The 26,073-nt window shown below is 64.9% G+C and carries 24 protein-coding genes; 10 read left to right on the forward strand and 14 right to left on the reverse strand.

The window, feature by feature from the left end; all coding sequences use genetic code 11:
• Positions 1 to 183: 183 nt before the first annotated feature.
• Together aceB and NCR38_RS05455 are read right to left on the reverse strand one after the other, a co-directional pair.
• Entirely contained in the window at positions 184 to 1,794 is a 1,611-nt protein-coding gene (gene aceB, locus NCR38_RS05450) for a malate synthase A (RefSeq protein ID WP_250476539.1), read from the reverse strand.
• A 53-nt stretch (positions 1,795 to 1,847) separates the two neighbouring features.
• Positions 1,848 to 2,669, reverse strand: a complete 822-nt coding sequence (locus tag NCR38_RS05455) for a haloacid dehalogenase type II (protein ID WP_061117599.1) — start codon at positions 2,667 to 2,669, stop codon at positions 1,848 to 1,850.
• A gap of 138 nt (positions 2,670 to 2,807) precedes the next feature.
• Between NCR38_RS05455 and NCR38_RS05460 the strand changes: the two genes are divergently transcribed.
• A complete protein-coding gene (locus NCR38_RS05460) occupies positions 2,808 to 3,710 on the forward strand; it encodes a LysR family transcriptional regulator (RefSeq protein WP_250476540.1) in 903 nt (300 codons plus the stop codon).
• A gap of 155 nt (positions 3,711 to 3,865) precedes the next feature.
• Positions 3,866 to 4,300, forward strand: a complete 435-nt coding sequence (locus NCR38_RS05465) for a universal stress protein (protein WP_008350148.1) — start codon at positions 3,866 to 3,868, stop codon at positions 4,298 to 4,300.
• A 124-nt stretch (positions 4,301 to 4,424) separates the two neighbouring features.
• Here the strand turns inward: NCR38_RS05465 and aceA are convergent, their stop codons facing one another.
• The 3 genes from aceA to NCR38_RS05480 form a co-directional block, all read right to left on the reverse strand.
• Positions 4,425 to 5,732 (reverse strand): isocitrate lyase, encoded by a 1,308-nt coding sequence (gene aceA / locus NCR38_RS05470; protein WP_061117597.1) that lies wholly within the window; start codon positions 5,730 to 5,732, stop codon positions 4,425 to 4,427.
• 395 nt (positions 5,733 to 6,127) lie between these two features.
• On the reverse strand, positions 6,128 to 7,732 hold the full coding sequence (locus tag NCR38_RS05475; protein WP_061117637.1) for a DEAD/DEAH box helicase: 1,605 nt from the start codon (positions 7,730 to 7,732) through the stop codon (positions 6,128 to 6,130).
• Positions 7,733 to 8,191: 459 nt separating this feature from the next.
• On the reverse strand, positions 8,192 to 8,461 hold the full coding sequence (locus NCR38_RS05480) for an acyl-CoA-binding protein (protein WP_250476541.1): 270 nt from the start codon (positions 8,459 to 8,461) through the stop codon (positions 8,192 to 8,194).
• Positions 8,462 to 8,629: 168 nt separating this feature from the next.
• Here NCR38_RS05480 and tsaB point away from each other — a divergent pair, with 168 nt between their 5' ends.
• The 4 genes from tsaB to NCR38_RS05500 are packed head-to-tail and all read left to right on the forward strand — an operon-like array spanning position 8,630 to position 11,763.
• On the forward strand, positions 8,630 to 9,409 hold the full coding sequence (gene tsaB, locus NCR38_RS05485) for a tRNA (adenosine(37)-N6)-threonylcarbamoyltransferase complex dimerization subunit type 1 TsaB (protein ID WP_250476542.1): 780 nt from the start codon (positions 8,630 to 8,632) through the stop codon (positions 9,407 to 9,409).
• Positions 9,406 to 9,900, forward strand: coding sequence for a ribosomal protein S18-alanine N-acetyltransferase (gene rimI / locus NCR38_RS05490; RefSeq protein WP_250476543.1), 495 nt, complete (start codon positions 9,406 to 9,408; stop codon positions 9,898 to 9,900). The genes tsaB and rimI overlap by 4 nt, the downstream gene beginning before the upstream one ends.
• Positions 9,887 to 10,786 carry a uracil-DNA glycosylase family protein gene (locus NCR38_RS05495; protein WP_250476544.1) on the forward strand — a complete coding sequence of 300 codons (900 nt, stop codon included), beginning with the start codon at positions 9,887 to 9,889 and terminating at the stop codon, positions 10,784 to 10,786. Before rimI ends, NCR38_RS05495 begins: the two co-directional genes overlap by 14 nt.
• Complete coding sequence (locus tag NCR38_RS05500; protein ID WP_250476545.1) at positions 10,786 to 11,763, forward strand: DUF1853 family protein; 978 nt, start codon at positions 10,786 to 10,788, stop codon at positions 11,761 to 11,763. Before NCR38_RS05495 ends, NCR38_RS05500 begins: the two co-directional genes overlap by 1 nt.
• A 13-nt stretch (positions 11,764 to 11,776) precedes the next feature.
• Here NCR38_RS05500 and thiD read toward each other — a convergent pair whose 3' ends face one another.
• The 4 genes from thiD to lplT all read right to left on the reverse strand — a co-directional run bounded on the left by thiD (position 11,777) and on the right by lplT (position 15,454).
• The gene (gene thiD, locus NCR38_RS05505) at positions 11,777 to 12,589 is read right to left on the reverse strand and encodes a bifunctional hydroxymethylpyrimidine kinase/phosphomethylpyrimidine kinase (RefSeq protein WP_250476546.1); all 813 of its coding nucleotides are present in this window, start codon (positions 12,587 to 12,589) and stop codon (positions 11,777 to 11,779) included.
• Positions 12,590 to 12,596: 7 nt separating this feature from the next.
• Positions 12,597 to 13,244 carry a thiamine phosphate synthase gene (gene thiE / locus NCR38_RS05510; protein WP_061117590.1) on the reverse strand — a complete coding sequence of 216 codons (648 nt, stop codon included), beginning with the start codon at positions 13,242 to 13,244 and terminating at the stop codon, positions 12,597 to 12,599.
• A gap of 2 nt (positions 13,245 to 13,246) precedes the next feature.
• The gene (thiM, locus tag NCR38_RS05515; protein WP_250476547.1) at positions 13,247 to 14,062 is read right to left on the reverse strand and encodes a hydroxyethylthiazole kinase; all 816 of its coding nucleotides are present in this window, start codon (positions 14,060 to 14,062) and stop codon (positions 13,247 to 13,249) included.
• Between the two features lie 84 nt (positions 14,063 to 14,146).
• Positions 14,147 to 15,454 carry a lysophospholipid transporter LplT gene (lplT, locus tag NCR38_RS05520; RefSeq protein ID WP_061117588.1) on the reverse strand — a complete coding sequence of 436 codons (1,308 nt, stop codon included), beginning with the start codon at positions 15,452 to 15,454 and terminating at the stop codon, positions 14,147 to 14,149.
• A gap of 281 nt (positions 15,455 to 15,735) precedes the next feature.
• Here lplT and alr point away from each other — a divergent pair, with 281 nt between their 5' ends.
• The 3 genes from alr (at position 15,736) to NCR38_RS05535 (ending at position 18,673) form a co-directional block, all read left to right on the forward strand.
• Positions 15,736 to 16,806 carry an alanine racemase gene (gene alr / locus NCR38_RS05525; protein WP_061117587.1) on the forward strand — a complete coding sequence of 357 codons (1,071 nt, stop codon included), beginning with the start codon at positions 15,736 to 15,738 and terminating at the stop codon, positions 16,804 to 16,806.
• Positions 16,807 to 16,847: 41 nt separating this feature from the next.
• On the forward strand, positions 16,848 to 18,233 hold the full coding sequence (radA, locus tag NCR38_RS05530) for a DNA repair protein RadA (protein ID WP_061117586.1): 1,386 nt from the start codon (positions 16,848 to 16,850) through the stop codon (positions 18,231 to 18,233).
• 176 nt (positions 18,234 to 18,409) lie between these two features.
• On the forward strand, positions 18,410 to 18,673 hold the full coding sequence (locus tag NCR38_RS05535) for a DUF2866 domain-containing protein (protein WP_061117585.1): 264 nt from the start codon (positions 18,410 to 18,412) through the stop codon (positions 18,671 to 18,673).
• 12 nt (positions 18,674 to 18,685) lie between these two features.
• On the opposite strand, the gene NCR38_RS05540 is transcribed toward NCR38_RS05535, so the two are convergent.
• Both NCR38_RS05540 and NCR38_RS05545 read right to left on the reverse strand, forming a co-directional pair.
• Entirely contained in the window at positions 18,686 to 19,711 is a 1,026-nt protein-coding gene (locus tag NCR38_RS05540) for a CaiB/BaiF CoA-transferase family protein (RefSeq protein ID WP_250476548.1), read from the reverse strand.
• Positions 19,712 to 19,726: 15 nt separating this feature from the next.
• On the reverse strand, positions 19,727 to 21,667 hold the full coding sequence (locus tag NCR38_RS05545) for an ATP-binding cassette domain-containing protein (RefSeq protein ID WP_250476549.1): 1,941 nt from the start codon (positions 21,665 to 21,667) through the stop codon (positions 19,727 to 19,729).
• A gap of 158 nt (positions 21,668 to 21,825) precedes the next feature.
• On the opposite strand from NCR38_RS05545, the gene NCR38_RS05550 reads away from it, so the two are divergent.
• Positions 21,826 to 22,317 carry a glutathione peroxidase gene (locus tag NCR38_RS05550; protein WP_061117582.1) on the forward strand — a complete coding sequence of 164 codons (492 nt, stop codon included), beginning with the start codon at positions 21,826 to 21,828 and terminating at the stop codon, positions 22,315 to 22,317.
• Positions 22,318 to 22,330: 13 nt separating this feature from the next.
• Here the strand turns inward: NCR38_RS05550 and cls are convergent, their stop codons facing one another.
• The 3 genes from cls to dapE form a co-directional block, all read right to left on the reverse strand.
• Positions 22,331 to 23,821, reverse strand: a complete 1,491-nt coding sequence (cls, locus tag NCR38_RS05555; protein ID WP_061117581.1) for a cardiolipin synthase — start codon at positions 23,819 to 23,821, stop codon at positions 22,331 to 22,333.
• Between the two features lie 121 nt (positions 23,822 to 23,942).
• On the reverse strand, positions 23,943 to 24,827 hold the full coding sequence (gene prmB, locus NCR38_RS05560) for a 50S ribosomal protein L3 N(5)-glutamine methyltransferase (RefSeq protein ID WP_061117580.1): 885 nt from the start codon (positions 24,825 to 24,827) through the stop codon (positions 23,943 to 23,945).
• A gap of 30 nt (positions 24,828 to 24,857) precedes the next feature.
• On the reverse strand, positions 24,858 to 25,994 hold the full coding sequence (gene dapE / locus NCR38_RS05565) for a succinyl-diaminopimelate desuccinylase (RefSeq protein WP_061117579.1): 1,137 nt from the start codon (positions 25,992 to 25,994) through the stop codon (positions 24,858 to 24,860).
• Positions 25,995 to 26,073: the final 79 nt, after the last annotated feature.

The following is a 26,073-nucleotide window of genomic DNA, read 5'->3' on the forward strand; positions in this document are numbered from 1 at the left end:
TCAGCGCCTGCGCGAAAGGCTCAAGTCTCTCCCCAACGAAAAACGACCCGGACGCGCATGCGACCGGGTCGTCAAATCCCGCCCTAAACGGTACACCGTTCGTTATCTAAGAAAAGACCTTAACTGAACGGCATTACGGCCCTGAGGCCGTTTTTTCGCCATGTGCCGGAACGCTCGTGACGCTCAGATTTCCTCGTACAGCGGCAGCGTCAGAAACTCGGTGAACTGCGCCGACGTCGACATGTCCTCGAAGATCTTCGCGGCGCGCTCGTACGGCTTCGTGTCGGCGCCCGACGCGCCGACGGCCTGCTTCACCTTCTCCAGTTCGTCGATGGTGATCTCGCGCACCATCGCAGCCGTGACCTTGCGGCCGTCGTCGAGCTTGCCCTTCGGCGAGCGGATCCATTGCCACACTTGCGAGCGCGAAATTTCCGCGGTCGCGGCGTCTTCCATCAGGTTGTGGATCGGCACGCAGCCATTTCCCGCGAGCCACGAACCGAGATAGTGGATGCCGACGTTCACGTTGTTGCGCAGGCCCGCTTCGGTGATCGGCTCTTCCGGACGGAAGTCGAGCAGATCGCGCGCCGTGACCTGCACGTCGGTGCGCTGCTTCTCGATCTGATTCGGCTTGTCGCCGAGCACCTTCACGAACTCTTCCATCGCCACCGGCACTAGTCCCGGATGCGCGACCCACCCGCCGTCGTAGCCGTCGGTCGCGTCGCGCGCCTTGTCGGAGCGCACGCCGCCCATCGCCTTGTCATTCGCGGCCGGATCGTTCTTGATCGGAATCAGCGCGGACATGCCGCCGATCGCCGGCGCATTGCGCTTGTGGCAGGTCTTCAGCAGCTCGAGCGCGTAAGCGCGCATGAAAGGCGAGGTCATCGTGATCTTCGCGCGGTCGGCAAGGCAGAAGTCCGTGTCGTTTTTGAACTTCTTGATCGCCGAGAAGATGTAATCCCAGCGGCCCGCATTCAGTCCGGCGCTATGCTCGCGCAGTTCGTACAGGATCTCGTCCATCTCGAAGGCGGCGAGAATGGTTTCGACGAGTACCGTCGCGCGGATCGTGCCGCGCGCAATGCCGACGCCTTCCTGCGCCGCGATGAAGATGTCGTTCCACAGGCGCGCTTCGAGATGGCTTTCCATCTTCGGCAGATAGAAGTAGGGGCCGCTGCCGCGCGCGATCAGTTCCTTCGCGTTGTGAAAGAGAAAGAGCGCGAAATCGAAGATGCCGCCCGAGACGCGCTCACCATCGACGGTCACGTGCTTTTCATCCAGATGCCAGCCGCGCGGGCGCACGATCAGGGTCGCGATCGTGTCATTGAGCTTGTACGACTTGCCGTTCTGCTCCAGCGAGATCGTGCGGCGCACCGCTTCCTTCAGGTTGATCTGGCCGACGATCTGGTTGTCCCAGCTCGGCGCGTTCGAATCCTCGAAGTCCGTCATGTACGAATCCGCGCCGGAGTTGAGCGCGTTGATGATCATCTTGCGCTCCACCGGGCCGGTGATTTCGACGCGCCGGCGTTGCAGGTCCTTCGGCAGCGGCGCGACTTTCCAGTCCCCTTCGCGGATCGATTTCGTTGCTTCGAGGAAGCCGGGGCGCTCGCCCGCATCGAGACGCCTGGTGCGCTCGACGCGCGCTGCGAGCAATTGCTGACGGCGCGGCTCGAACTGACGATGCAGCGCGGCGACGAACGCGAGCGCCTCGGGCGTCAGGATGGTCTCGTAGCCGGGCTCGATGTCGGCTGAGATTGCCATGCCTTTCGGAAGCGAAAGCGGGTTCGATGGATGCGTCATGGTTTTCTCCTTGGTCGGTCAGACGGTTTTGCGAGTGGTTGTGCTTGAAGCGATCAGAGGGCAGCCGGCGGATCGATGCCGGGCGGCCTGCGCGCGCTGCCTGTCTTGCGGCCGCGCGACGCGCTTGCCGCGCGCGCCGCGCCGCCTTCGATGAAAGCGATGAGTTCGGCCATGCCGCGGCCGCTGCCGTGCGGCGCGACACCGAGTTCCTCGAACGGCAGCGCGGCGCGGTTGATCCAGAACGTCGTGTAGCCGAACCATGTCGCGCCGGCGACATTCCAGCCGTTGCTCGACACGAACACGATGTCGCGCGCGGCGGCGCCGAACGCGCGCGTCCCGAGCGCGTACGCAGCGGCGGCGGGCTTGTAGGCGCGCGCGGAATCGGCGGACAGCACGTGATCGAAAAGCCCGCTCATGCCGGCGCTTTTCACGGCGACGTCGAGCATCGGCGGATTGCCGTTCGAGAGAATCGCGAGGGGCATGGCGAGGCCGTCGCGCAACGATCTGAGCGCGGGCACGGTGTCGGGAAACGCGGAGAGGCACGCGTATTCGTCCATCAGCCGCTTCTCGGCGGCGCTCGTCAGCGCGTCGGCGAGCTTCAGGCGCGCGGCCGCGTGGCGCAGCGCATCGACCGTGATCGTCCAGAACGGCTCGTAGTGCGCTCCGGACGGATCGGCGAGCGTGCGCAGTTGCGTGTATTCGATCTGCTTGCGACGCCAGAGCTTCGAAAGCGCCTCGCCGTGGCCGGGAAAAAGCTGCTCGGCGGCCGCGACGACGGAATGGACGTCGAAGAGCGTGCCGTAGGCGTCGAAGATGACTGCTCGGGGAAGCCGGGAGGATTCGAAGGACGATGCGGGTGTCGTTATGGCCGACATAGCCATGCGCTCCGGTTTAGAGGTCGAAGTCATTCTATTCGTGATCGAAGTGATGGAAAAAGCACCGCAGGATCACTTGATCTTTTACTTTTACTTATCTAATCTGACCGTGCGTCCACACATTGACGACGAACACGCATGGATCGATTCAAGCAGATAGAAACCTTTGCCTCGGTCGCGGCGAAGGGCAGCCTGTCGGCGGCGGCGCAGGCGGAGGGCATCGCGCCGGCTGTCATCGGACGCAGGCTCGACGCGCTCGAGGAGCGGCTCGGCGTGAAACTGCTCGTGCGTACGACGCGAAAAGTCACGCTCACCTTCGAAGGCTCCGCTTTTCTCGAGGACTGCCAGCGCATCATCAATGACATGCAGAACGCGGAGGCGAGCGTGTCGGCGGGCGGCGTGAAGGCGAGCGGGCATTTGCGCGTGTCCGCGCCGGCGGGCTTCGGACGGCGTCACGTGGCGTCGCTCGTGCCGAAGTTCACGACGCTGCATCCGGATGTGTCCGTCAGCCTCGATCTGACCGACCGCATGGTCGATCTCGTGAACGAAGGCTTCGATTGCGCGGTGCGCCTGGGCGAACTGCCGGATTCGTCGCTCGTGTCTCTGAAACTCGGGGAGAACCGGCGCGTGTGTGTCGCGTCGCCGGACTATCTCGCGAAGCGCGGCGAGCCCGCCGATCTTGCCGCGCTTGCCCATCACAATTGCCTTGCGCTCGGTGCATCGGCGAATCAGCAACGTGGCTGGGTGTTCGAGCAGGATGGCAAGGTCGTGACGATCAAGGTGTCCGGCACGATGGAGTGCTCGGACGGCGCGGTGCTGCATGAATGGTGTCTCGAAGGCCGCGGACTCGCGTGGCGCTCGTGGTGGGAAGTAGGGGAGGACATCGGCGCGGGGCGTCTCGTGAGCGTGCTCGATGCGTTCGCCGCGCCGCCGATCGGCATTCATGCGGTGTTTCCGCAGAGAAGGCATTTGCCGTTGCGCGTGCGGTTGTTTCTCGATTTGCTCAAGCATACGTATAACGCGACGGGGTATTGGCGGTGAATCTGCGGATTGCGAGAAACTTCGGATTCCTATGCGGGCGGTGTGACTGACCGCTCAAAGCGGCACGTCGCCGCGCACATGCATCGAAACTTTCTCCGCGTCCGTCCCGGTTACTACAATAGAACCACGCACTTACACGTGACGCGGAGGACGCCATGTTCAAACACATCCTCGTGCCGACCGACGGCTCCGAGCTATCGCAGAAGGCCATCGACGGCGCGATCGATCTCGCGCAATCCGTTGGCGCGCGCATCACCGCTTACGCGTGCCTGCCTCAATATCCGTATTCGCCTTTCGCCGATGTCGCCGTCGAGCCGCCTGACGACTTCCATGCCCGCGCCGAGAACGAAGCGCGCGAGCATCTGCGCGCCGTCGAGCGTGCCGCCGAGAGCGCCGGCGTGCCCTGCACGAGCGTGACGAGCATCGATGCCGCGCCGTATATCGGCATCATCGAGGCGGCGGAGCAAAATGGCTGCGACGTGATTCTGATGGCATCGCACGGACGCCGTGGACTGGGAAGCTTGCTTATCGGCAGCGAAACGCAGCGCGTGCTGACGCATACGAAGATTCCGGTCATCGTGTACCGCTGATGCCTCAAACGGAAGCGCACCCGGTGCGCTTTCGTTTGAGCGGCGGCCGTCGCGCGATACTGCGTGCGCCACGGCCGCTGCTTCTTTTCAACGCTCTCCCTGATTCACCCTGCCTGACGCGGTATTACGCAACCTTCTTGTCGAAGAACTGCTCGTCTTCGGTCGAGCCGTGCAGCGCGGTCGTCGACGACTCCTTCTCGACCGTCTGCGTCACGGCGTCGAAGTAGCCCGTGCCCACTTCGCGCTGATGCTTCACCGCCGTGAAGCCCTTGTCGGCGGCGGCGAATTCGGCCTGCTGCAACTCGACGAACGCGCTCATCTGCGAACGGGCGTAACCGTGCGCGAGGTTGAACATCGAGTAGTTCAGCGCATGGAAGCCCGCGAGCGTGATGAACTGGAACTTGTAGCCCATCGCGCCGAGCTCGCGCTGGAACTTGGCAATGGTCGCGTCGTCCAGATTTTTCTTCCAGTTGAACGACGGCGAGCAGTTGTACGACAGCATCTTGTCCGGGAACTGCTTGTGGATCGCCTCGGCGAACTTCTTCGCGTATTCGAGATCCGGCTTGCCGGTTTCGCACCACACGAGATCCGCGTAAGGCGCGTAGGCGAGGCCGCGCGAGACTGCCTGGTCGAGGCCCGGCTTCGTGCGGAAGAAGCCTTCCACGGTGCGCTCGCCGGTCAGGAACGGCTTGTCGTTCTCGTCGATGTCGGACGTGACGAGATCGGCGGCTTCGGCATCAGTGCGCGCGATGAGCAGCGTCGGCACGCCGCACACGTCCGCAGCCAGCCGCGCCGCCGACAGCTTCGCGACGTTCTCGCGCGTCGGAACAAGGACCTTCCCGCCCATATGGCCGCACTTCTTGACCGACGCCAGTTGATCCTCGAAGTGCACGCCCGCGGCGCCGGCCTCGATCATCGCCTTCATCAGCTCGAACGCGTTGAGCACGCCGCCGAAGCCCGCTTCAGCATCGGCCACGATGGGCGCGAAGTAGTCGATATAGCCTTCATCGCCCGGATTCTTGCCTTCCGACCATTGGATCTGATCGGCGCGCGTGAGCGTGTTGTTGATCCGCTTCACGACGAGCGGCACCGAATTCGCCGGATACAGCGACTGGTCCGGATACATTTCGCCCGCGACGTTGGCGTCGCCGGCCACCTGCCAGCCCGACAGATAGATCGCCTTGAGGCCGGCCTTGACCTGCTGCATCGCCTGGTTGCCGGTCAATGCGCCGAGCGCGTTGACGAACGGCTCCTCGTGAATCGACGCCCACAGCCGCTCGGCGCCACGGCGTGCGAGCGTGTGCTCCGGCTGCACCGAGCCGCGCAGACGCACGACGTCATCCGCCGAGTAGCCGCGCTTGATGCCTTTCCAGCGCGGATCGCTTTCCCATTGCTGCTGGAGTTGCTGAGCTTGTTGTTGGCGTGAGGTCATAGCGTTTCTCCTTGAGATTGGACTGAACGACGAATCTTGAACCGGTGTTCCTGAACGACTTGAGCTCCGATGCGCCTGATCTGGCAGCCCGCGTTTGCTCAACTCTTATATAAGAGTCTAGGCAAATGAGACTCTGCGAAACACCCCCTGGGAGGAGATTTTCAGATAATTTTTAATCTTAATATTCAATGAGATACGGCTTACATATCGTATTGCGGAATGTCTTTTTCTATCTTGCAACGAGCAGATTTGTGCCGCGCAGCACATCTTTTGCGACGCAAAAGACCATTGCACATCGTGAAATATGGCCAAGGGCGAAAAAAAACCGATGCGCTGGGCATCGGTTCTTTTTTCGACTCGGAAAGCGGCGTTCTGATCCGCCTCCTTAAAGCCGCTTAGCTGCCGCGGCGCGGTGCGCGCGGGCCGTCGTTGCGGCGTGCGCTGTAGCCGTCGCGCGAGCCGAAGCCGCCTTCGCCACGATTGCCGCCGCGATAGCCGCCATCGCTGTTGCCGCTGCGATAGCCGCCGCCGTCGCGCGAACCTGCGTTCGACTTGTTGCCGTAGCCGCTGGCGTTGCTCGCGCCGTAGCCGCGGCCGCTGCTGCTGCCACCGCCGCTACCGCCGAAACGGCGACCGCCGCCGTTGCCGGCCGGTCGGCCACGACCGCCACCGAAACCGCCTTTCGGCGGCGCCTTGCGCGGCTCGAAGCCCGCAACGACATTCACCGGCAGCGGCGTGCGTACGAAACGCTCGATGCGCTTGAGCGCACCCATCTCGGCGTAATGCACGAGGCTCACCGCCGTGCCGCTACGGCCGGCACGACCGGTACGGCCGATTCGGTGCACATAGTCTTCCGCGAACTTCGGCAGGTCGTAGTTGAAGACGTGCGTGATGCCCGGAATGTCGATGCCGCGCGCGGCGACGTCGGTTGCGACCAGCACGCGCACACGGCGCTCGCGCAGTGCGCGAATCGTGCGATTGCGCGCGCCTTGCGGCAGGTCGCCGTGCAGCGCGGCGGACTCGAAGCCCGCGTCGGCGAGACGAGTGGCGATGAGATCGGCGTCGCTCTTCGTCGCCGTGAACACGATCGCCTGATCGAGCCCGGAGTCGCGCAACAGATGATCGAGCAGACGATCCTTGTGATCGCGGTCATCGACGTAATGCACGGCTTGCGCGATATTGCCGTTCGCTTCGAGCTTCTGCACGATCTCGATGCGCTCGGGATCCTTCAGCAGACGCCCGGTCAGCGACGTGATCTTGTTGTCGATGGTCGCGGAGAAGAGCAGCGTCTGGCGCGAGGCCGGCGTAGCATCGACGATGCGCTCGATATCTTCGATGAAGCCCATGTCGAGCATGCGGTCGGCTTCGTCGAGCACGAGCATGTTGAGGCTCGACAGATCGATGCGGCCGCGTTCCAGGTGATCGATCAGGCGTCCCGGCGTCGCGACGAGAATCTCGGGATTCTTTGCAAGCAGCATCAACTGCTGGCCATAGGCAACACCGCCGAGAATGCTGACGGTGCGCAGACGGCGCAGGTGCTTGCCGTACGTGGTCGCGGCGGTGGAAACCTGCATCGCGAGTTCGCGTGTCGGCGTGAGCACGAGCAGGCGCGGGCGCGCCACCGGCTGCGGACGGCGGCTGCGGGCGTTCGGGTCCCGCGGCTCGCGCGGTTGCTGCGCTTCCTGCTTTTGCAGTTGCGAGAATTTTTCGATGGCCGGCAGCATGAACGCCGCCGTCTTGCCCGAACCGGTCGGGCTCGAGACGAGCAGGTCGCGACCGGCGAGCGCGGCGGGAATCGCGCGCTGCTGCACGGGCGTCGGGTTCTGATAGCCTGCGGCGGTCAGTGCGGACACGATGTCGGCGCACAGGCCGAGCGATTCGAAAGTGGGGCCGGCGGGTTTTTCGACGGGTGCGTCGATGACCGGAGTATCGGCCGTGGGGGTGATGCCAATGTTTGCTGCGAGATTGTCCAACGGGCTAGCGGTGAAGCTCGAAGTCATGTCGATCCTTGAAACGAGGAATAAGGCGTCGGCGCCAATCGGCATACCCAAGTCGTTGGATTCAGCGAGCGAAGAAACAGCGAGCAAATCGAAAAACGGGGGCTACTCGCGCGAACGTGCGGCGAGCATGTTTTGTTAGAAGCTGTATCGGATACGGCAGGCTCGATCGTTCAACTGAGAACGACGGGCGCTGACGTCAGCCTGATGCATGACGGGCCGCGAAACATACTGCGCGCAATACGACCGCGCAACGGCCTAGCAGGGAGGGGACAGTTTCTAAACTGGATTGGGGCGAAACGCTACGAAGCGCCTTGCTGCGCGAGGCTTTGCCGAAAAGCAGGCAACCCGCAGTCGAGCGCTAACCGCTAGTATATCCGACTTTGCTGCACTGCGCCACATATTGGCGCATGACCGCGCCATCGTCGGGCATCGACGGCGCAGGTGGGATTCGCAGTCGCGTCAGGCCGCTTCGCCGCGCTTGAGCGACGCGACGAGTTCCACATAGCGCGTTTTCGCTTCGTCGGCGGGCGTGCCTTCGAGCGCGGCCCACGCCTCATATTTGTATTTCCCGGCGATGTCCGTGAAACCCGGCTTCTCACCTTGCACATCGCCGATGCTCGCCTGCTTGAACAGCGCGTAAAGACGCAACAGCGTCAGATTTTCGGGTCGTTCGGGCAGTTGGGCCACGTCGGCCTGGGCCTGACTGAATTGTTGGTCGATGTCGGTCATGCGTTCTCCGTTCTTATCGGGATAGGTCCGGACGATCTTAGCAAGCGGGGCGCGCAAGACAGGTCGAGGCTTTCCTCCAACCGAGGACGTCTTCCAGACGCGATTCGGATCGCGGCGCCTCTGGCGATCCCGCCGATGCTGCGCATGTCCCGCATTACAATACCGGCTATGACACGCACCGTTTTGCTCGCCCTCGACACGTCGACAGAGTTTTGCTCCGTCGCGCTCCTGCACGCCGATACCGCTTCTGCCTCCGTTCAATCCGCCGCCGCGCCTCAGTACGTCAACGGCGACACGCGCGTCTGGCTGCGCCACGAGGCGACAGGCGCCGTCTCGAGCACGCGCCTGTTGCCGGCCGTGCGCGAGCTTTTCGACGATGCCGGTCTCGCGCTCGCCGATTGCGCCGCGATCGCATTCGGCGCAGGGCCCGGCTCGTTCACCGGTCTGCGCACCGCGACGGGCGTCGCGCAAGGGCTGGCGTTCGGCCTGAACGTGCCGGTCGTCCCGGTGAGCACGCTGCTCGCATGCGCGGAAGCCGCGCGGCTGAACGATCCGTCGATCCCACCGCGCGTGATCGCGGCGCTCGATGCCCGCATGGACGAGGTGTACTGGGCCGACTTCGAATTCGATGCAGTCGCCGGCGAATGGCGCACGCTGCACGCCGCCGCGCTCGATGCGCCCGGCGCGCTGCCGCTGCCCGGCGTGCCGTTCGCACTCGCCGGCAATGCAGCGGCCGCGTTCGGCGAGCGCCTGCCGGCGGTGGCCGCCGCCGCCCGTGTCGATGGTGAAGCGTTGCCGCACGCGTTGCCGGTCGCGCTCATCGGCTTGCGCGAATTTCGGGCGGGTCGTACGGTCGCGCCCGAGCACGCCGCGCCGGAATACGTGCGGGACAAGGTCGCCCAGACCACGGCGGAGCGCATTCGCGCTCGCGAGGAGGCGCTTCGGTGAGCGGGGTGTTGCTCGCGGATCGGTATCTCACGCCGATGACCGAAGCCGACCTCGACGAAGTCGCCGCGGTCGAAAAGCTCGCCTACGAGTTTCCCTGGAGCCGCGGCAATTTCCAGGATTCGCTGCGCAACGGCTATTACGGCGTGTGCCTGCGTCATGTGACCGGCACGTTGATCGGCTATTGCGTGCTGATGCCCGTCGTCGACGAGATGCATCTGCTCAACCTGTGCGTCGCGCCGTCGGCGCAGCGCGCGGGCGCGGGCCTCACGCTGCTTCGCGAAGCGGTGCGCATCACCCGCACGGAGAAGCTCGAAGGCGTGCTGCTCGAAGTGCGGCCGTCCAATCCGCGCGCGATCCAGCTTTACGAGCGCTTCGGCTTCGCGGCCATCGGTCGTCGCAAGAACTATTACCCCGCGCGGCATCGCTCGCGCGAGGACGCAATCGTCATGCGTCTGTCGTTCACGAAGGAGAGTGCGCATGGCGCTCGATGATTCGCTGATTGAAGAACTGGGAATCGGACCGGTCTGGGTCCGGCGAGGTGTCGCGTCCGTGGCGCCGGTCGAGGACGAACCTCCGCCCGCCGAGTCCGCCGCGCTGGTTTCGGAAGCGCCCGCGCCCGTCGGGATGCGGCAAGCGCCGCAGCCTGCCGCCCCGCCTTCCGCCCTGCAGCCGGAATCCGACGTGCCGCCCGTCGATGCCTACGACGATCTTCCCTGGACCGACGACGCGCCCGCCCACGCCGAAGCCGCCGTCGTCGAAGCGCCGAGCGACGTCCATACGCTCGACTGGGATGCGCTCGCCGAGCGTGTCGCGAACTGCGAGCGCTGCCGCTTGTGCGAGCGCCGCACGAACACGGTTTTCGGTGTCGGCGATCGCGAAGCGGACTGGATGCTGATCGGCGAGGCGCCGGGCGAGAACGAGGACAAGCAGGGCGAGCCGTTCGTCGGCCAGGCAGGCAAGCTGCTGGATAACATGCTGCGCGCGCTCACGTTGTCGCGTCAGTCGAACGTCTATATCGCCAACGTGATCAAGTGCCGCCCGCCGGGCAACCGCAATCCCGAGCTCGATGAAGTCGCGCGCTGCGAGCCTTATCTGCAACGGCAAGTCGAGCTCGTGAAGCCGAAGGTCATCGTCGCGATGGGGCGCTTCGCCGCGCAAAGTCTCCTGAAGAACGAGACGAGCATCGCGTCGATGCGCGGTCGCGTGCACGAATATCGCGGCGTGCCGGTCATCGTCACGTATCACCCGGCGTATCTGTTGCGCAGCCTCCAGGACAAGGCAAAGGCGTGGGCCGATCTCTGTCTCGCGCGCAACACGTATCGCGAGGCGCTCGCCGCGCTCGGCGTGGAGCAGGGAGCGGAGAAGGGCGGCATCTGATGACCACGCAGGCGAGTGAGCTCACGCGACTCGTCGATTGTTTCGACGACGTCACGGTCCGCGATCTCGCCTGGCTGCTTTTCGCTCCTGATCTGCTGCGCGAGGGTGAAGCTACGCTGGCGCATCCGTTCGCCTCGGCGCAAGAGCGTGACGCGACGCTCGCCTGGCTCGGGACGCTCGATGCCGCGCCACAATCGCTCCACGATCACGCGCACGATCCCAAGTTCACGCGCCTCGGCATCTATGCCGAGAGCCTCATCCGCTTCTTCCTCTCGCACGGGCCCGCTGCGCGCCTCGTCGCGGCGAACGTGCCGTTGCGGCGACAGCGGCGCACCATCGGCGAATGCGATTTTCTGCTCGAATCGACGCACGGCGCGCGGCTGCACTGGGAACTGGCGGTGAAGTTCTACCTGCATATCGGCGATGCCGATGCAGCGTGCCCGGTGCGCCTGGCCGACTACGTCGGACCGAATCTCCAGGATCGCTTCGACCTGAAGTACGCGCGGCTCGTCACGCATCAGCTCGCCCTGACCTCGCGCGCGGAGTTCGCCGCGCTCGGCTTCGGAGGGCCGTGGCGCGCGCAGTTATTCATCAAGGGGCGGCTCTTCTATCACGGCCGCGAAGACGAGCACATCGAGCCCGCGCCCGAGATCGGCGCAAGTCATTTGCGCGGATGGTGGCTGACGGCGTCGGAATGGCGCGAGGCGCGGGCGAACGTATCCGACGATGAACGCGCGTGGGTCGTGCAGCCGCGCATGGCGTGGCTCGCGTCGCGGCGGCTCGACGCGGCTGCCGCCGCGACACTGATCGCGGAATCGGATGCGATCCGCACGCGTCTTGAAACGACCGTCGCGCCGACGATGATCGCCGCTTATGCGCGTGACGCCGCCGGGAAATGGGTCGAGGAATCGCGCGGTTTCATCGTGCCGGACGACTGGCCTGAGCGTGCGCGCGCATTCGCCGAGTCGGCGCCGTGACCAACCGCGCCGATCACCACCAGCGATAGAAGTGATGCACCGGCCCGACGCCATGACCGACGTCAAGCCGCACGCTCGCCTCGATCGCGCCGGTCAGATAGCGCTTCGCTTCGGCCGTCGCGCTCGCGAGATCATCGGTTTGCGGGATCAGCGCCGCGATCGCCGACGACAGCGTGCAGCCCGTGCCGTGCGTATTCTTGAGCGGCACGCGCGCGCCGCCGAGCCGCAGCGACCCGCTCGCCTCGATGAGCCAGTCGGGGCTATCGGATGATGCGAGATGGCCGCCTTTCATCAGCACGGCCTGCGCGCCGAGCCTGCGCAAAGCTTCGCCCTGACGGACCATTGCGTCTTCATCGGCGGCGCTTTCGGTGCCGAGCAGCGCCGCCGCTTCGGGCAGATTCGGCGTGACGAGCGTCGCGAGCGGCAGCAGTTCGTCGCGCAGCGCCGCGACCGCGTCCGGCGCGAGCAGCGCGTGATTGCTCTTCGAGATCATGACGGTGTCGAGCACCACATGCGTCGGCCGATGACGCTTCAGCGCATCGGCGACCGCGCGCACGATGCCCGCGTTCGCCAGCATGCCGATCTTCACGGCATCGATGCGGATGTCGTCGAACACGGCGTCGAGCTGCGCGGTGATGAAGGCCGGTTCCGGCGCATGAACCGCCGTGACGCCGCGCGTGTTCTGCGCGGTGAGCGCCGTGACGACGCTCGCGCCGTACGCACCGAGCGCGGAGAAGGCCTTCAGATCGGCCTGGATGCCCGCGCCGCCGCCCGAGTCGGAGCCGGCGATCGTGAGCACGTTGGGAATAGGGTTCGTTGCGGACATATCGGGATCAGGTTCGGGCGCGCACGATGGTCGCGCGCAATGCCGCGGCTGCTTTGCGCGGGTCGGCGGCCTTGCAGATTGCGGAGACCACGGCGAGACCGGCGGGTTTTGCGCGCATCACGTCGGCGGCGTTATGCGCCTGGATGCCGCCGATCGCCACGGTCGGCAGGCGCGCGGCCGCGCAGATATCAGCGAGGCCGTCGATGCCGCAGGGCATGGAGGCGTCGGTTTTCGTCGGCGTTGCGTACACCGGGCCCGCGCCGAGATAGTCGATGACGCCCGCGAGCTTTTCCGCGTCCGCGGTTTCATCGAGATTCGACACCGACAATCCGATCAGCGCATCTGGCCCGAGCAACCGCCGCGCGGCATCGGCGGGAAGATCGCGTTGCCCGAGATGCACCCCATCGGCGCCGACGGCCAGCGCGACATCGACATGATCGTTGATGACGAACGGCACGCCGTGCGCGCGCGTGAGCGGCAGCAACGCGCGCGCGAGCTCGAGCCATGCGCGCTTGTGCCATTCGGGCGCGCGAAGTTGCACGATGGTCGCGCCGCCCTCGAGCGCGGCGCGCGCAACGGCGATCGCGGCATCGTGGCCGCCGCACTGCACGGGATCGAGCACGAGATAGAGCGAGAGGTCGAACGAAGCGCGCATGATCAGCCCGACACGATGTCGCGCTGCACGAACGTCTTGTCGAACGCTGCGGCGTCGAGCGAGCCGAGCCGGTCCAGATACGCGACGGCAAAGCTGCCGGGCAGGGCGGCGTCGCGCGCGGCGAGTTCGCCCGCGATAGTCGAATACGCGATCGCGGCGAGCGTCGCGGCCCAGAACTCGTCGCGATCCGACGCCGTGCCGACGAACGCCGCAACCGTCGCGGAGAGGGCGCAGCCGACGCCCGTCACGCGCGTCATCAACGGGGAGCCGTTCGACAGCGCGATCACGCGACGGCCATCGGTCACGTAATCGGTCTCGCCCGTCACCGCAACGACGGCCTGCGTCTTCAGTGCCAGGACTTGCGCGGCATCGAGCGCGGCATCGGTGGCGGCGGTGCTGTCGACACCGCGTCCGCTCGCGGCGCCCCCCGACAGGCTGATGATCTCCGACGCATTGCCGCGAATCACCGCGGGCTTCGAATCGAGCAGATCGAGCGCGAACTCGGTGCGAAACGAAAGCGGGCCGACCGCGACCGGGTCGAGCACCCACGGCTTGCCCGCGCCGTTGGCGGCATCGACGGCGGCGCGGATCGCGCGGCTCTGCGGCACGTCGAGCGTGCCGAGATTGACCGACAGCGCGTTGGCGAGCGGCGCGAACTCGCCGACTTCCTCGCGCGCGACGACCATCGCCGGCGCGGCGCCGATCGCGAGCAGCACGTTCGCGGTGAAATTGGTGACGACGAGATTCGTCAGGCAGTGCACGAGCGGCGCGCGTTCGCGCACGCGGTTGACGAACGAGAAGAGATCGGCGGCGAGCATGATGAGAGTCTGTCGAAGACGAAGACGAAGACGAAGACGAAGACGAAGACGAAGACGAAGACGAAGACGAAGGCGCGCGACGCGTCAGTGCCGCGCTTCACCGATCAGCGCGACCGAATCGAACGCGCGCTGATTGGCCTGATGCCGCCGCATCACGAAGTACATCATCAGGCAGACGAACGAGCCGAACAGCACGATGACGAACTGGATCGGCATGTCGAGCCACACGAGCACCGCGTAAAGGCACAGCATGACGAGCACCGATAGATTCTCGTTGAAGTTCTGCACGGCGATGGAATGCCCGGCGGAAAGCAGCACGTGGCCGCGATGCTGGAGCAGCGCGTTCATCGGTACGACGAAGAAGCCCGACAGGCCGCCCACGATCATCAGGAACACATACGCGACTAGCAGATAGCCGGGGAAGTGCATCTTGCCGAAGTAGATGCCCCAGTGCGCGGGAAAGAGGTGGCGTGTGTAGAACGCCATCAGCATCACGGCGAGGCCCATGACGATGCCGACCGGCAGCACGCTGAGCGAGCGCTTGAGCGGCACACGCGCGGCCGCGAGCACCGCGCCCGCCGCGACGCCGACGGCGATCACGGCCTGCAGGATCGCTGCCTGGGACAGCGTCATGCCGAGCGACACTTCGGCCCATTTCAGCACGATGAACTGCAGCGTCGCGCCCGCGCCCCAGAAGAGCGTGGTGACGGCGAGCGAGATCTGGCCGAGCTTGTCGCGCCACAGCACCAGAAAACAGTCGGCGAAATCGGTGATGAGCTTGAGCGGCCGCGTCTCCTGCTTCGGATAGCGCGCGCCGGTGTCGGGGATGCGCAGGTTGAACATCGCGGCGACCACGTACATCAGCACGATGACGAGCATTGCGGCTTCGGCGGGCGTGTGGATGCGCGGAATATTCAGTGACAGCAGATGACTTGCGATATGCGGGCTGATGAGCGCGCCGCCCATCACGGTGCCGAGAATGATCGAGCCGACGGTCGTGCCTTCGATCCAGCCGTTCGCGGCGACGAGGCGGTCGGCTGGGAGCAGTTCGGTGAGAATGCCGTATTTTGCCGGCGAATACGCGGCGGCGCCGAATCCGACGATGCCGTACGCGAGCAACGGATGCGCGCCGAGGAGCATCGTCAGACAGCCGACGACCTTGATCGAATTGGTCACGAACATCACGCGGCCCTTGGGCCTGGAATCCGCGAAAGCGCCGACGAAAGCCGCGAGAATCACGTACGACAGGACGAAGAACAGCTTGAGCAGCGGCGTCATCCAGTTCGGGGCGTGAAGGTCTTTCAGCAGTGCGATGGCAGCGATCAGTAGTGCGTTATCGGCCAGCGAAGAGAAAAACTGCGCGGCCATGATGGTGTAAAAACCTTTTTTCATCTGATCCGAAGCTTTCCTCACTGCGGGTGATCCGCCCCGAGCGCCTGTCATGCACTCGGGCTTATGCCTTTCGAAATGGGTTGTGCGCACGGCTTTATAACACGAAAATAGGCGCATTCTGACTAGCAGTAATCTCGATCGGGCGAGAAATGACACGTTCGTGCCTGAGATTCCTCATAACATACTGATTCGCAAGGCGTCCCGGTCGGAGCAGCGCGGCGCGTCCCGCTGTCGTATGCTCACCTTTTTGACCGCACTCACTGCAATTCCACCAAACGCTCATGCCTCGCCCCCTTTCTGCAACGATTCACACCGCCGCACTCGCCAACAACCTCGCCATTGCACGCAAGTACGCGCCGAAATCCAAGATCTGGGCCGTCGTCAAGGCCAATGCGTATGGCCACGGACTCGCCCGGGCGTTCCCCGGGTTGCGCGCGACGGACGGCTTTGGCCTTCTCGACCTCGAAGAAGCCGCGAAGTTGCGTGAACTGGGCTGGGCGGGGCCGATTCTTTTGCTCGAGGGCTTTTTCCGGCCCACGGACATCGACGTAATCGACCGCTACAGCCTGACCACGGCCGTTCACTGCGACGAGCAGTTGCGCATGCTGGAAATGGCGCGCCTCTCGAAGCCCATCAACATCCAGCTGAAGATGAACAGCGGCATGAACCGCCTCGGTTACACGCCGGAGAAATTTCGCGCCGCGTGGGAGCGGGCGCGCGCCGTGCAGGGCGTCGGCCAGATCACGCTCATGACCCATTTTTCCGATGCCGACGGCCCGCGCGGCATTGCGCATCAACTGGAGGCATTCGAGCGCGGCGCGGAAGGCATTGCGGGCGCACGCAGCCTCGCCAATTCGGCGGCCGTGCTGTGGCACCCGGACGCGCATGTGGACTGGGTGCGGCCGGGCATCATGCTCTACGGCGCGTCGCCTTCGGGCGTCACCGCCGACATCGCCGGCACCGGGCTCAAACCCGCGATGACGTTCCAGTCCGAGCTGATTGCCGTGCAGACCGTCGACGCGGGAAGCAGCATCGGTTATGGCTCCACCTATACGGCGAACGCGCCGATGCGCGTCGGCGTGGTCGCGTGCGGCTACGCGGACGGGTATCCGCGCGTGGCGCCGGAAGGCACGCCCGTGATCGTCGATGGCGTGAGGACGAAGCTCGTCGGCCGCGTGTCGATGGACATGCTGACGGTCGACCTCACCCCGTGCCCCAGCGCGGGCATCGGCTCGCGCGTCGAGCTGTGGGGCGCGAATCTGCCGATCGACGACGTTGCCAGTGCGGCGGGCACCGTCGGCTATGAACTCATGTGCGCGATCGCGCAGCGCGTGCCGGTGCGCGCGGAGTAACTCTTTCAGCATCATTAACGCAATTCGAAGCAAGGCTCTGTGTGGCGAAAGCAGCAAAAGCAAAAACGCTCTATACGTGTAGCGAATGCGGCGGACAGGCGCCGAAATGGACCGGCCAGTGCGCCGCGTGCGGGGCGTGGAACACGCTGGTGGAATCGGTGGAACAGGCGGCATCCGCGCATCGCTTTCAGGCGCTCGCGAAGAGTTCGCCGGTGCGAAAGCTCGCCGAAATCGAGGCGTCGGACGTGCCGCGCTTCACGACTGGAGTCGGTGAATTCGACCGTGTTCTCGGCGGCGGGCTGGTGCCGGGCGGCGTGGTTCTGATCGGCGGCGATCCGGGCATCGGCAAATCGACGCTTCTGTTGCAATCGCTCGCCGAGATCGCGCGCGAGCGGCCCGCGCTCTATGTGAGCGGCGAGGAGTCCGGCGCGCAGATCGCGTTGCGCGCGCAGCGCCTCGGGCTGATCGGCGACGCGAGCGCGGCGGGCGATCTTGCGCTGCTGGCGGAAATCCAGCTCGAAAAAATTCAGGCGACGATCGACGAGCACCGCCCGGAAGTCGCTGTGATCGATTCCATCCAGACCATCTACTCGGAGGCGCTGACGTCCGCACCCGGCTCGGTCGCACAGGTGCGCGAGTGCGCGGCGCAACTGACGCGCATTGCCAAGCAGACGGGCACGTCGATCATCATGGTCGGTCACGTGACGAAGGAGGGCAGTCTCGCGGGGCCGCGCGTGCTCGAGCACATCGTCGATACGGTGCTGTATTTCGAGGGCGATACGCATTCGTCGTTCAGGCTCGTGCGCGCGTTCAAGAATCGATTCGGCGCGGTCAACGAGCTCGGCGTCTTCGCGATGACGGAAAAAGGCTTGCGCGGCGTCGCGAATCCGTCGGCGCTGTTCCTGTCGCAGCACGAGCAGAGTGTCCCGGGTTCGTGCGTGCTCGTGACGCAGGAAGGCTCGCGGCCGCTGCTGGTCGAGGTGCAGGCGCTCGTCGATACGGCGCACGTGCCCAATCCGCGCCGGCTCGCGGTCGGTCTCGAGCAGAACCGGCTGGCGCTCTTGCTGGCGGTGTTGCACAGGCACGCGGGCATCGCGTGCTTCGATCAGGACGTGTTCCTGAATGCGGTCGGCGGCGTGAAGATCACCGAGCCCGCCGCCGATCTGGCCGTGCTGCTCGCCATTCACTCGTCGATGCGCAACAAGCCGCTGCCCAAGGGCCTCATCACATTCGGAGAAGTAGGCCTGGCGGGCGAGATCCGGCCCTCGCCGCGCGGTCAGGACCGTCTGAAGGAAGCCGCGAAGCTCGGTTTCTCGATGGCGCTGATTCCGAAGGCGAACGCGCCGAAACAGGCGATCGACGGTCTGAAGGTGGTCGCGGTGGACCGTATCGAGGAAGCGATCGACCGGGTTCGCGACCTCGAATAACCGGTTGATCGGACCCTTCGTAACGCGGCGTAAGAATCCGGTTGCTCAATGTAACCCAAGCGATGCGCGGTTTTTCTATCCTTGCAGGGCTACCTCATTAGGGTAAGTTCGCGGCCAACTTCGCTAAAAGGCGGCGCAAGAAGCGAAGTGACCGGAAGGATCGAGAGGACCACGCATTGAAACACGCCAAATCAACCCGGCCGAAGCCCGCGTTCCATCTGCGCGGATGCCGCGTTTCCGCGCCGCTTCAGCAGCCTTGGGGAAGCGGTTGCCGAATCGTCGAATGGATCGACGAGCAAGGGCAGATCTCGCGACGCGTCGTCGCGGCCGACATCACCGAGGACGAAGTCGTCGCGACCATTCGCCAGCATGTGACGGGCCGCAAGCACGTGCTCATCGACGACGAACACCAGCCGCGCCAGGTCTTGCCTCGGCGGTAGGCTTTCCGCTTTTCAGGTTGCGTCGCCGCGAAAGAGCGGATGCGCCGCCGCTTCGGCGGGTGTGAGTACAGGCGCGACGCAGCAATCGAGCGGCTCCAGCAGAGTCATCCATTCGTCGCGCGTGCGTTCGCGAAAGCGCGCGGCAAGCTCCGCCGACAATTCCGCCGCATCCGCGCCGCCGATCGCCTGGCCGAGGCTCCAGTGCCGCGTCGCCCAGTCGGGGCGGCCGAGCGCCTCGCACAACGTCTGCCAGAACTTCAGTTCCAGTGCGCCGACCGCGACGAAGCGGTCATCGCGCGTGCGATATACGTCGTAACAGGGCACGCCGCCGTTCAGAAGGCCCGCGCCGGCGTGCGTCCCCGATTCATTGGCGCTGGCGAGCGCGATGTGCGCCATCACGTTGTGGGCGTGCGTCGCGTGCGTCATCGAGACGTTCAGACAGCGCCCTTCGCCGCCGCGGGCGACATGCCACGCCGCCGCGAGTATTTCCATGACGGCCGAGAGTGCCCCGCCGAGCAGATCCGCCAGCTGAAAACCCGGTGCGACGGGCGTGCCGTCGCGCGTCGCGAGCTGATCGAGCACGCCCGCATAGGCGATGTAGTTCAAATCGTGACCGGCCTTGTGCGCGAACGGACCGTCGCTGCCGAAACCCGTGATCGCGCAATAGACGATCTTCGGATTCGCCTCGCGCAATACGTCATAGCCGACGCCGAGGCGCGCCATCACCGAAGGGCGGAAGCTCTCGACCAGCACATCCGCGTCCCGCGCGAGTTCGATGAGCTTCGCGCGGCCTTCGTCCGTCTTGAGATCGAGCGTGAGCTGCCGCTTGCCACGATTGACGATGCGATAGAACGCGCTCGGCGTACCGCTTTGCCGGTCGGCTTCGGTTTGCAGCATCGTGCGCGCGTAGTCGCCTTCACCAGGCGGCTCGATTTTGAGCACGTCCGCGCCGAGTTCGGCGAGACGCAAGGTGGCGACGGGACCGGGAAGCAGCCGCGTCAGATCCAGCACGCGCAGGCCGGTGAGAGAAGGCGTCAAGTCGTCGATCTCCGGTTATGAGCCGATTTGCTCCAGTTCCTCGTGCGCTTCCAGCCACTCCATTTCGAGCGTTTCGAGGCGCGCATTGACTTCGCCCTGACGGCGGATCGTCTCGGTGAGCTTCGCCTTCATGGCGGCTTCGTAGCTCACCGGGTCGGCGACGAACGCATCGAGCTGCGTCTTCTCCGCGTTGAGCTTCTCCATCTCCTTCTCGATTTTCGCGATGCGCGACTGCAGCGGCTTCTTCAGATGCGCGAGCTTCTGCCTCTCCTGAGCTTCCTGCCGACGCTGTTCCTTGCGATTGAGCCCGCTGTCCTGCGCGTCGCCCGATGCCGCGCCGCCGGCTTCCTTTGCCGCCGCGCGCGTCTCGGCGGCGTGTTGCAGGAGCCAGTCGCGGTAGTCATCGAGATCGCCGTCGAACGGGCTCAGGCGATGTTTCGCGACGAGCATGAAGGTATCGGTCGTCGCGCGCAGCAGATGCCGGTCGTGCGACACGAGAATGAGCGTGCCTTCGAATTGCGCGAGCGCCATCGTCAAAGCGTGGCGCGTTTCGAGGTCCAGGTGATTGGTCGGCTCGTCGAGCAACAGCAGATTCGGCTTCTGCCAGATGATGAGCGCCAGCGCGAGCCGCGCCTTCTCGCCGCCCGAGAAGGGCGCGATTTTCGCTGTCGCCATGTCGCCGGAGAAGTTGAAGCTGCCGAGGAAATCGCGCAGTTCCTGCTCGCGCGTGTCGGGCGCGAGGCGCGCGAGATGGGCAAGCGCCGAATCGTCGGGGCGCAGTGTTTCGAGCTGATGCTGCGCGAAATAGCCGATTTTCAGGCCCTTGCCCTGCCGGACGCCGCCAGAGAGCGGTTCGAGCGTCTGCGCGAGCGTTTTGATGAGCGTCGACTTGCCCTGGCCGTTCGCGCCGAGCAACCCGATGCGCTGTCCGTTCTGGATCGACATCGTCACGCCCTCGACGATCGGAATCTCGTCGCCTGCATCGTTGTGATAGCCGCAGCGCACGCTCTCCATGACCATCATCGGATTGGGCGCGGCATCGGGCTCGCGGAATTCGAACGTGAAGGGCGAACTCGCATGCGCGGGCGCGATCAGCTCCATCTTCTCCAGCGCCTTCACCCGGCTTTGCGCCTGTTTCGCCTTGGTCGCCTTGGCCTTGAAGCGGTCGATGAAGCTCTGCAGATGCGCGACGGTCTTCTGCTGCTTTTCATACGCGCTCTGCTGCAGCGCGATCTGCTGCGCGCGCAGCACTTCGAACTGGCTGTAATTGCCGCCGTAACGCTTCACCTGACGATTCTCGAGATGCAGCGTGACATTGCAGACCGAATCGAGAAACTCGCGGTCGTGCGAAATGACGACGAGCGTGCCCGGATAGCGGCCGAGCCAGTCTTCCAGCCAGACGATGGCGTCGAGGTCGAGGTGGTTGGTCGGCTCATCGAGAAGCAGCAGGTCGGACGGGCACATCAGCGCCTGAGCGAGATTCAGGCGCATGCGCCAGCCGCCCGAAAAGCTCGTTACCGGCTCGCGCGTCTGCTCAAGCGTGAAGCCGAGGCCGAGCAGCAGCGTTTCGGCGCGCGCGGGCGCGGTGTAGCCGTCGGCGTCCGCGAAGGCGGCGTGGGCTTCCGCTTCGGCTGCGCCTTCGTGCGCGGCGGAGGCCGCCGCGATGCGCGCTTCGATCTCGCGCAGATGCGTGTCGCCATCGAGCGTGTAGTCGAGCGCGCTGCGGTCCACTGCGGGCGTTTCCTGCGCGACATGCGCGATGCGCCACGACGGCGGCATCGAGAAATCGCCGCCGTCCGCGTGCAACTCGCCGCGCAGCACGGAAAAGAGCGTGGACTTGCCTGCGCCGTTCGCGCCGACGAGACCGGCTTTCTCGCCCGGATTGAGCGTGAAGCTCGTGTCTTCGAAGAGCGGCTTGGTGCCGCGGGACAGGCTGAACTGATTGAAGCGGATCACGTCGGATTGGCGGCGAAAAGGGCGCGGCTTTGAGGGAAAGCGCTATTTTAGACTGGACCGGTTGCGAGGCAGGGGTCGGCCGTTCGGCCGATGGCAGGCGAACGCGCGCCGGGTTAGCATCGCCTATCATTCACCGACTTCATTTCGCGGAGCACGCCATGAGCGCAGCCAACGAAGGCATCTACGGCTTTTCGGCCGAAACACTCGACGGCGCGACCGTCGGTCTCGACATCTACCGCGACAAGGTGCTGCTCATCGTGAATACGGCGAGCGAATGCGGTTTCACACCGCAGTACAAGGGTTTGCAGGAGATCTATCAGCAATTTGCGGGGCGCGGTTTCGAGGTGCTGGGTTTTCCGTGCAACCAGTTCGGCAAGCAGGAACCGGGCGACGCGGGGCAGATCGGCGCGTTCTGCGAGAAAAACTACGGCGTGACGTTTCCGATGTTCGCCAAGATCGAGGTGAACGGCGCGAACGCGCATCCGCTCTACAAGTATCTGAAGGACAAGGAACCCGGCCTGCTCGGCATCGAGGCCATCAAATGGAACTTCACGAAGTTCCTGGTCGACCGGAAAGGGAGCGTCGTCAAGCGTTTTGCGCCGCAGACGAAGCCCGAATCGATCACGGACGACATCGAGAAACTGCTCTGAGCGGCGCGCGCGTTCAGAGGATCGGCGAGAAAAGGCGCGCGACGTGCATCGCCATGCGGAGCCAGAACGTCTTGCCGCGGTAGTCGTTGCTGTCGATCTCGAAGGAATCCGCGAAGTCGGCGAGCAGCATCGATTCGACCTGGCTCGCGAACGCGCGATCGACCGTCAGCACCGTGATTTCGAAGTTAAGGCGAAACGACCGGTTGTCGAGATTCGCGCTGCCGATCGACGCGGCGATGTCGTCGACGAGCACGACCTTCTGATGCAGAAAGCCCGGCCTGTAGCGGAAGATGCGCACGCCCGCCTGAACGAGGTCGTACGCATACAGCCGGGATGCCGCGAAGACCACGCGATGGTCGCGACGGCTCGGAATCAGGATGCGCACGTCCACGCCGCGCATCACCGCAAGCCTGAGCGCCGAAAATACGGCTTCGTCGGGAATCAGATAGGGCGATGTGATCCAGATGCGCTCGCGCGCCGCGTTGATCGCCTCGACGAAAAAGAGCGAGCAGGTCTCCTGTTTGTCGGCGGGACCGCTCGACAGCACCATGCAGTGCATGTTCTCGTCCGAATGCGGCGCGGGGCCGAGTTCGGGCAGACGCTGCGTCGCCCAGTACCAGTCTTCGGTGAACACGAACTGGATGCTCGCGACCGCCGGCCCGCGCACTTCCACGTGCGTGTCGCGCCACGGCGAGAGCCGCGGATTGCCGCCGAGATATTCGACGCCGACGTTGTGCCCGCCGACGAACGCGCGCTTGCCGTCCACCACGACGATCTTCCGATGATTGCGGAAGTTGATCTGGAAACGGTGCACGAACTTGCGGGTGGCCGCGAACGGATGCGCCTCGACGCCGCCCGCGCGCAGCGCGCTCACGTAGCGATGCGGCAGGTCGAAGCTGCCGATGCTGTCGTACAGGAAATACACGCGCACGCCGGCCTGGGCTTTCTTGATGAGCGCGTCCTTGAGCAATTCGCCGAGCGCGTCGGCGCGCACGATGAAAAACTGCACGACCACATAGTGTTCCGCTGCGGCTATGGCTTCGAGGATAGCCGTGAACGTGGCGTCGCCATTGATGAGCACGCGCGCCGAGTTGCCGCGCAAAAACGGCATGCCGGAAAGTCGCTGCAAGGTGCGGATCGTCGGATTGCCGAGATAGGACGCCGGTCCCGGCGCGATTTCGCCGCGCACGCCGGTGGCATCGACGAGCGCAGCGGCTTCGGGCGCATCGCTGCGTGCGCCGGAGTCCCATTCGGCGGGCTTCGAGCGGCTGCGCAGGATCTCGATCTCCAGCCGACGCTCGTCGATATAGCCCGCAAACTTGCTGCGGCCGAGGAAGAGATAGGGAATCAGCGTGAAGTAGGGCATCGCGACGAGCGACACCGCCCACGCCACCGCGCCTTGTGACGTGCGAGTGTTGATGACGGCATGGATGGCGGCGATCACGCCGAGCACATGCGCGGCCATCACGAGCGTGCCGAGGTGTAGCCAGTCGGATGCTTGCATAGACGCGGGGAGGAGCGAAGGGCCTCGCTATTGGCGAGTTGCCATATTACCCAACCCTTTCCCGCGAAGTGTTAGCGAACGTTGCCGCGCGTGCGCCGCAACGTTCGCCTGAGCGGAAGGCTCACGCCGGAAGATCGGCGGCCTGGATCAGGAACACGTTGTCGTCGCCGGCGCTCGTCGAGAGCCAGACGAGATCGAGACCGCCGAGCGCGGCTTCCACGTTCGGCCGCTCGTTGCCGATTTCGACGACGAGCACGCCGTCTTCGGTCAGCCACTTGCGCGCGTCGCGCACGATGCGCCGCACGACGTCCATGCCATCCGCGCCGCCCGCGAGCGCGAGCTCGGGCTCGTGCCGGTACTCTTCCGGCAGCGCCTGCATCGCCTGTGCGTTGACGTAGGGCGGATTGGTGATGATCACCTCGTAACGCGCCGGCGGCAGCGGCGCGTACAGGTCACCTTCGTAGAGGCTCACGCGCGCGTCGAGCCCGTATTCGTCGACGTTGCGGCGCGCGACCGCGAGCGCATCGGCCGAGATGTCGACGGCATCGACATCGGCGTTTTCGAAGGCTTGCGCGGCGAGGATCGCGAGACAGCCGGAGCCGGTGCACAGCTCGAGCACGCGCGTGACCTGATCCGGATCGGCGACATACGGCTGCAAGCCGTCCTGCAGCAACTCGCCGATGAACGAACGCGGCACGATCACGCGCTCGTCGACGTAGAAGCGGCGGCCGTGCATCCACGCTTCCTGCGTGATGTACGCGGCGGGAATGCGCTCCTTCGCGCGGCGCTCGATCACTTTCATGACGGCGTCGATTTCGTTGTCGAGCAGGCGCGCGTCGAGGAACGGGTCGAGCGTGTCGAGCGGCAGATGCAGCGTATGCAGGATCAGATACGCGGCTTCGTCGTAGGCATTGGCCGAGCCGTGGCCGAACGACAGGCCTGCTTCGGTGAAACGCGAGACGCCGAAGCGCAGCAGGTCGCGCACGGTGGTGAAGGGCAGCGCCATTGAAGGCTCCTTGTTATTGTGAGATTGAATTCAGGCGATCAGTGCTTCGAGCACGCGCCGGTACACGTTCTTGAGCGGCTCGATGAAGCGCACGTCGACATGCTCGTCGATCTTGTGGATCGTGCCGTTGGGCGGGCCGAACTCCACGACCTGATCGCAGATTTGCGCGATGAAGCGTCCATCGGACGTTCCGCCCGAGGTAGACAGTTCGGTGCGCACGCCGGTTTCATCGACGATGGCTTTTTCGAGCGCATCCGAAAGCGCGCCGCGCGGCGTGAGAAAGGGCAGGCCGCTCACGATCCATGTCAGATCGTAGTCGAGGCCGTGCCTGTCGAGAATCGCGCGCACACGGCTTTGCAGGCTCTCGACCGTGCTCGCCGTCGAGAAGCGGAAGTTGAACATCAGATCGGCGTGGCCGGGAATGATGTTGGTCGCGCCCGTGCCGGAGTGCAGGTTCGACACTTGCCAGGTCGTCGGCGGGAAGTATTCGTTGCCGTCGTCCCAACGCTCGGCGACGAGTTCGGCAAGCGCCGGCGCGAGCAGATGCACCGGATTCTTCGCGAGATGCGGATACGCAATATGCCCCTGCACGCCCTTGACGACGAGCTTGCCTGTCATCGAGCCGCGCCGGCCGTTCTTGACCATGTCGCCGAGCGTGGCGTTCGAGGTCGGCTCGCCGACGATGCAGTAATCGAGCCGCACGCCACGCGCCTTCAACGCTTCGACGACCTTGATCGTGCCGTCGGTCGCGGGGCCTTCTTCATCGCTCGTGATGAGAAACGCGAGCGTTCCGCGATGCTCCGGATGTTTTGCGACGAACTCTTCGCTCGACACGACGAACGCCGCGAGCGACGCCTTCATGTCCGCCGCGCCGCGGCCGAAGAGCTTGCCGTCGCGATGCGTCGGTGTGAAGGGTGGCGAGGTCCATTGTTCGAGCGGACCCGTCGGCACGACATCGGTGTGGCCGGCGAACGCGAGCAGTCTGGCCGATGCGTCCGTGCCGCGCCTCACGGCCCACAGGTTGGTGACGCCGCCCGATTCGATTGTTTCGCATTCGAAGCCGATCGCCGCAAGCCGCTCGATCATGAGCGCCTGACAAGCCTGGTCGTCGGGCGTGACGGATGCGCGTTCGATCAGCGCTTCGGTGAGGGAAAGGGTCGCGGACATGGTCGTATTAGGTCGGTGCGATAAAAAATGCCGGCGCGCAGGCCGGCACTCGTAGCAATCCTGCGATGACCGTCGAGTT

The sequence above is a fragment of the Caballeronia sp. INML1 genome (genome assembly GCF_023631085.1).
In the GTDB taxonomy this organism is placed as follows: Bacteria; Pseudomonadota; Gammaproteobacteria; order Burkholderiales; family Burkholderiaceae; genus Caballeronia; species Caballeronia turbans.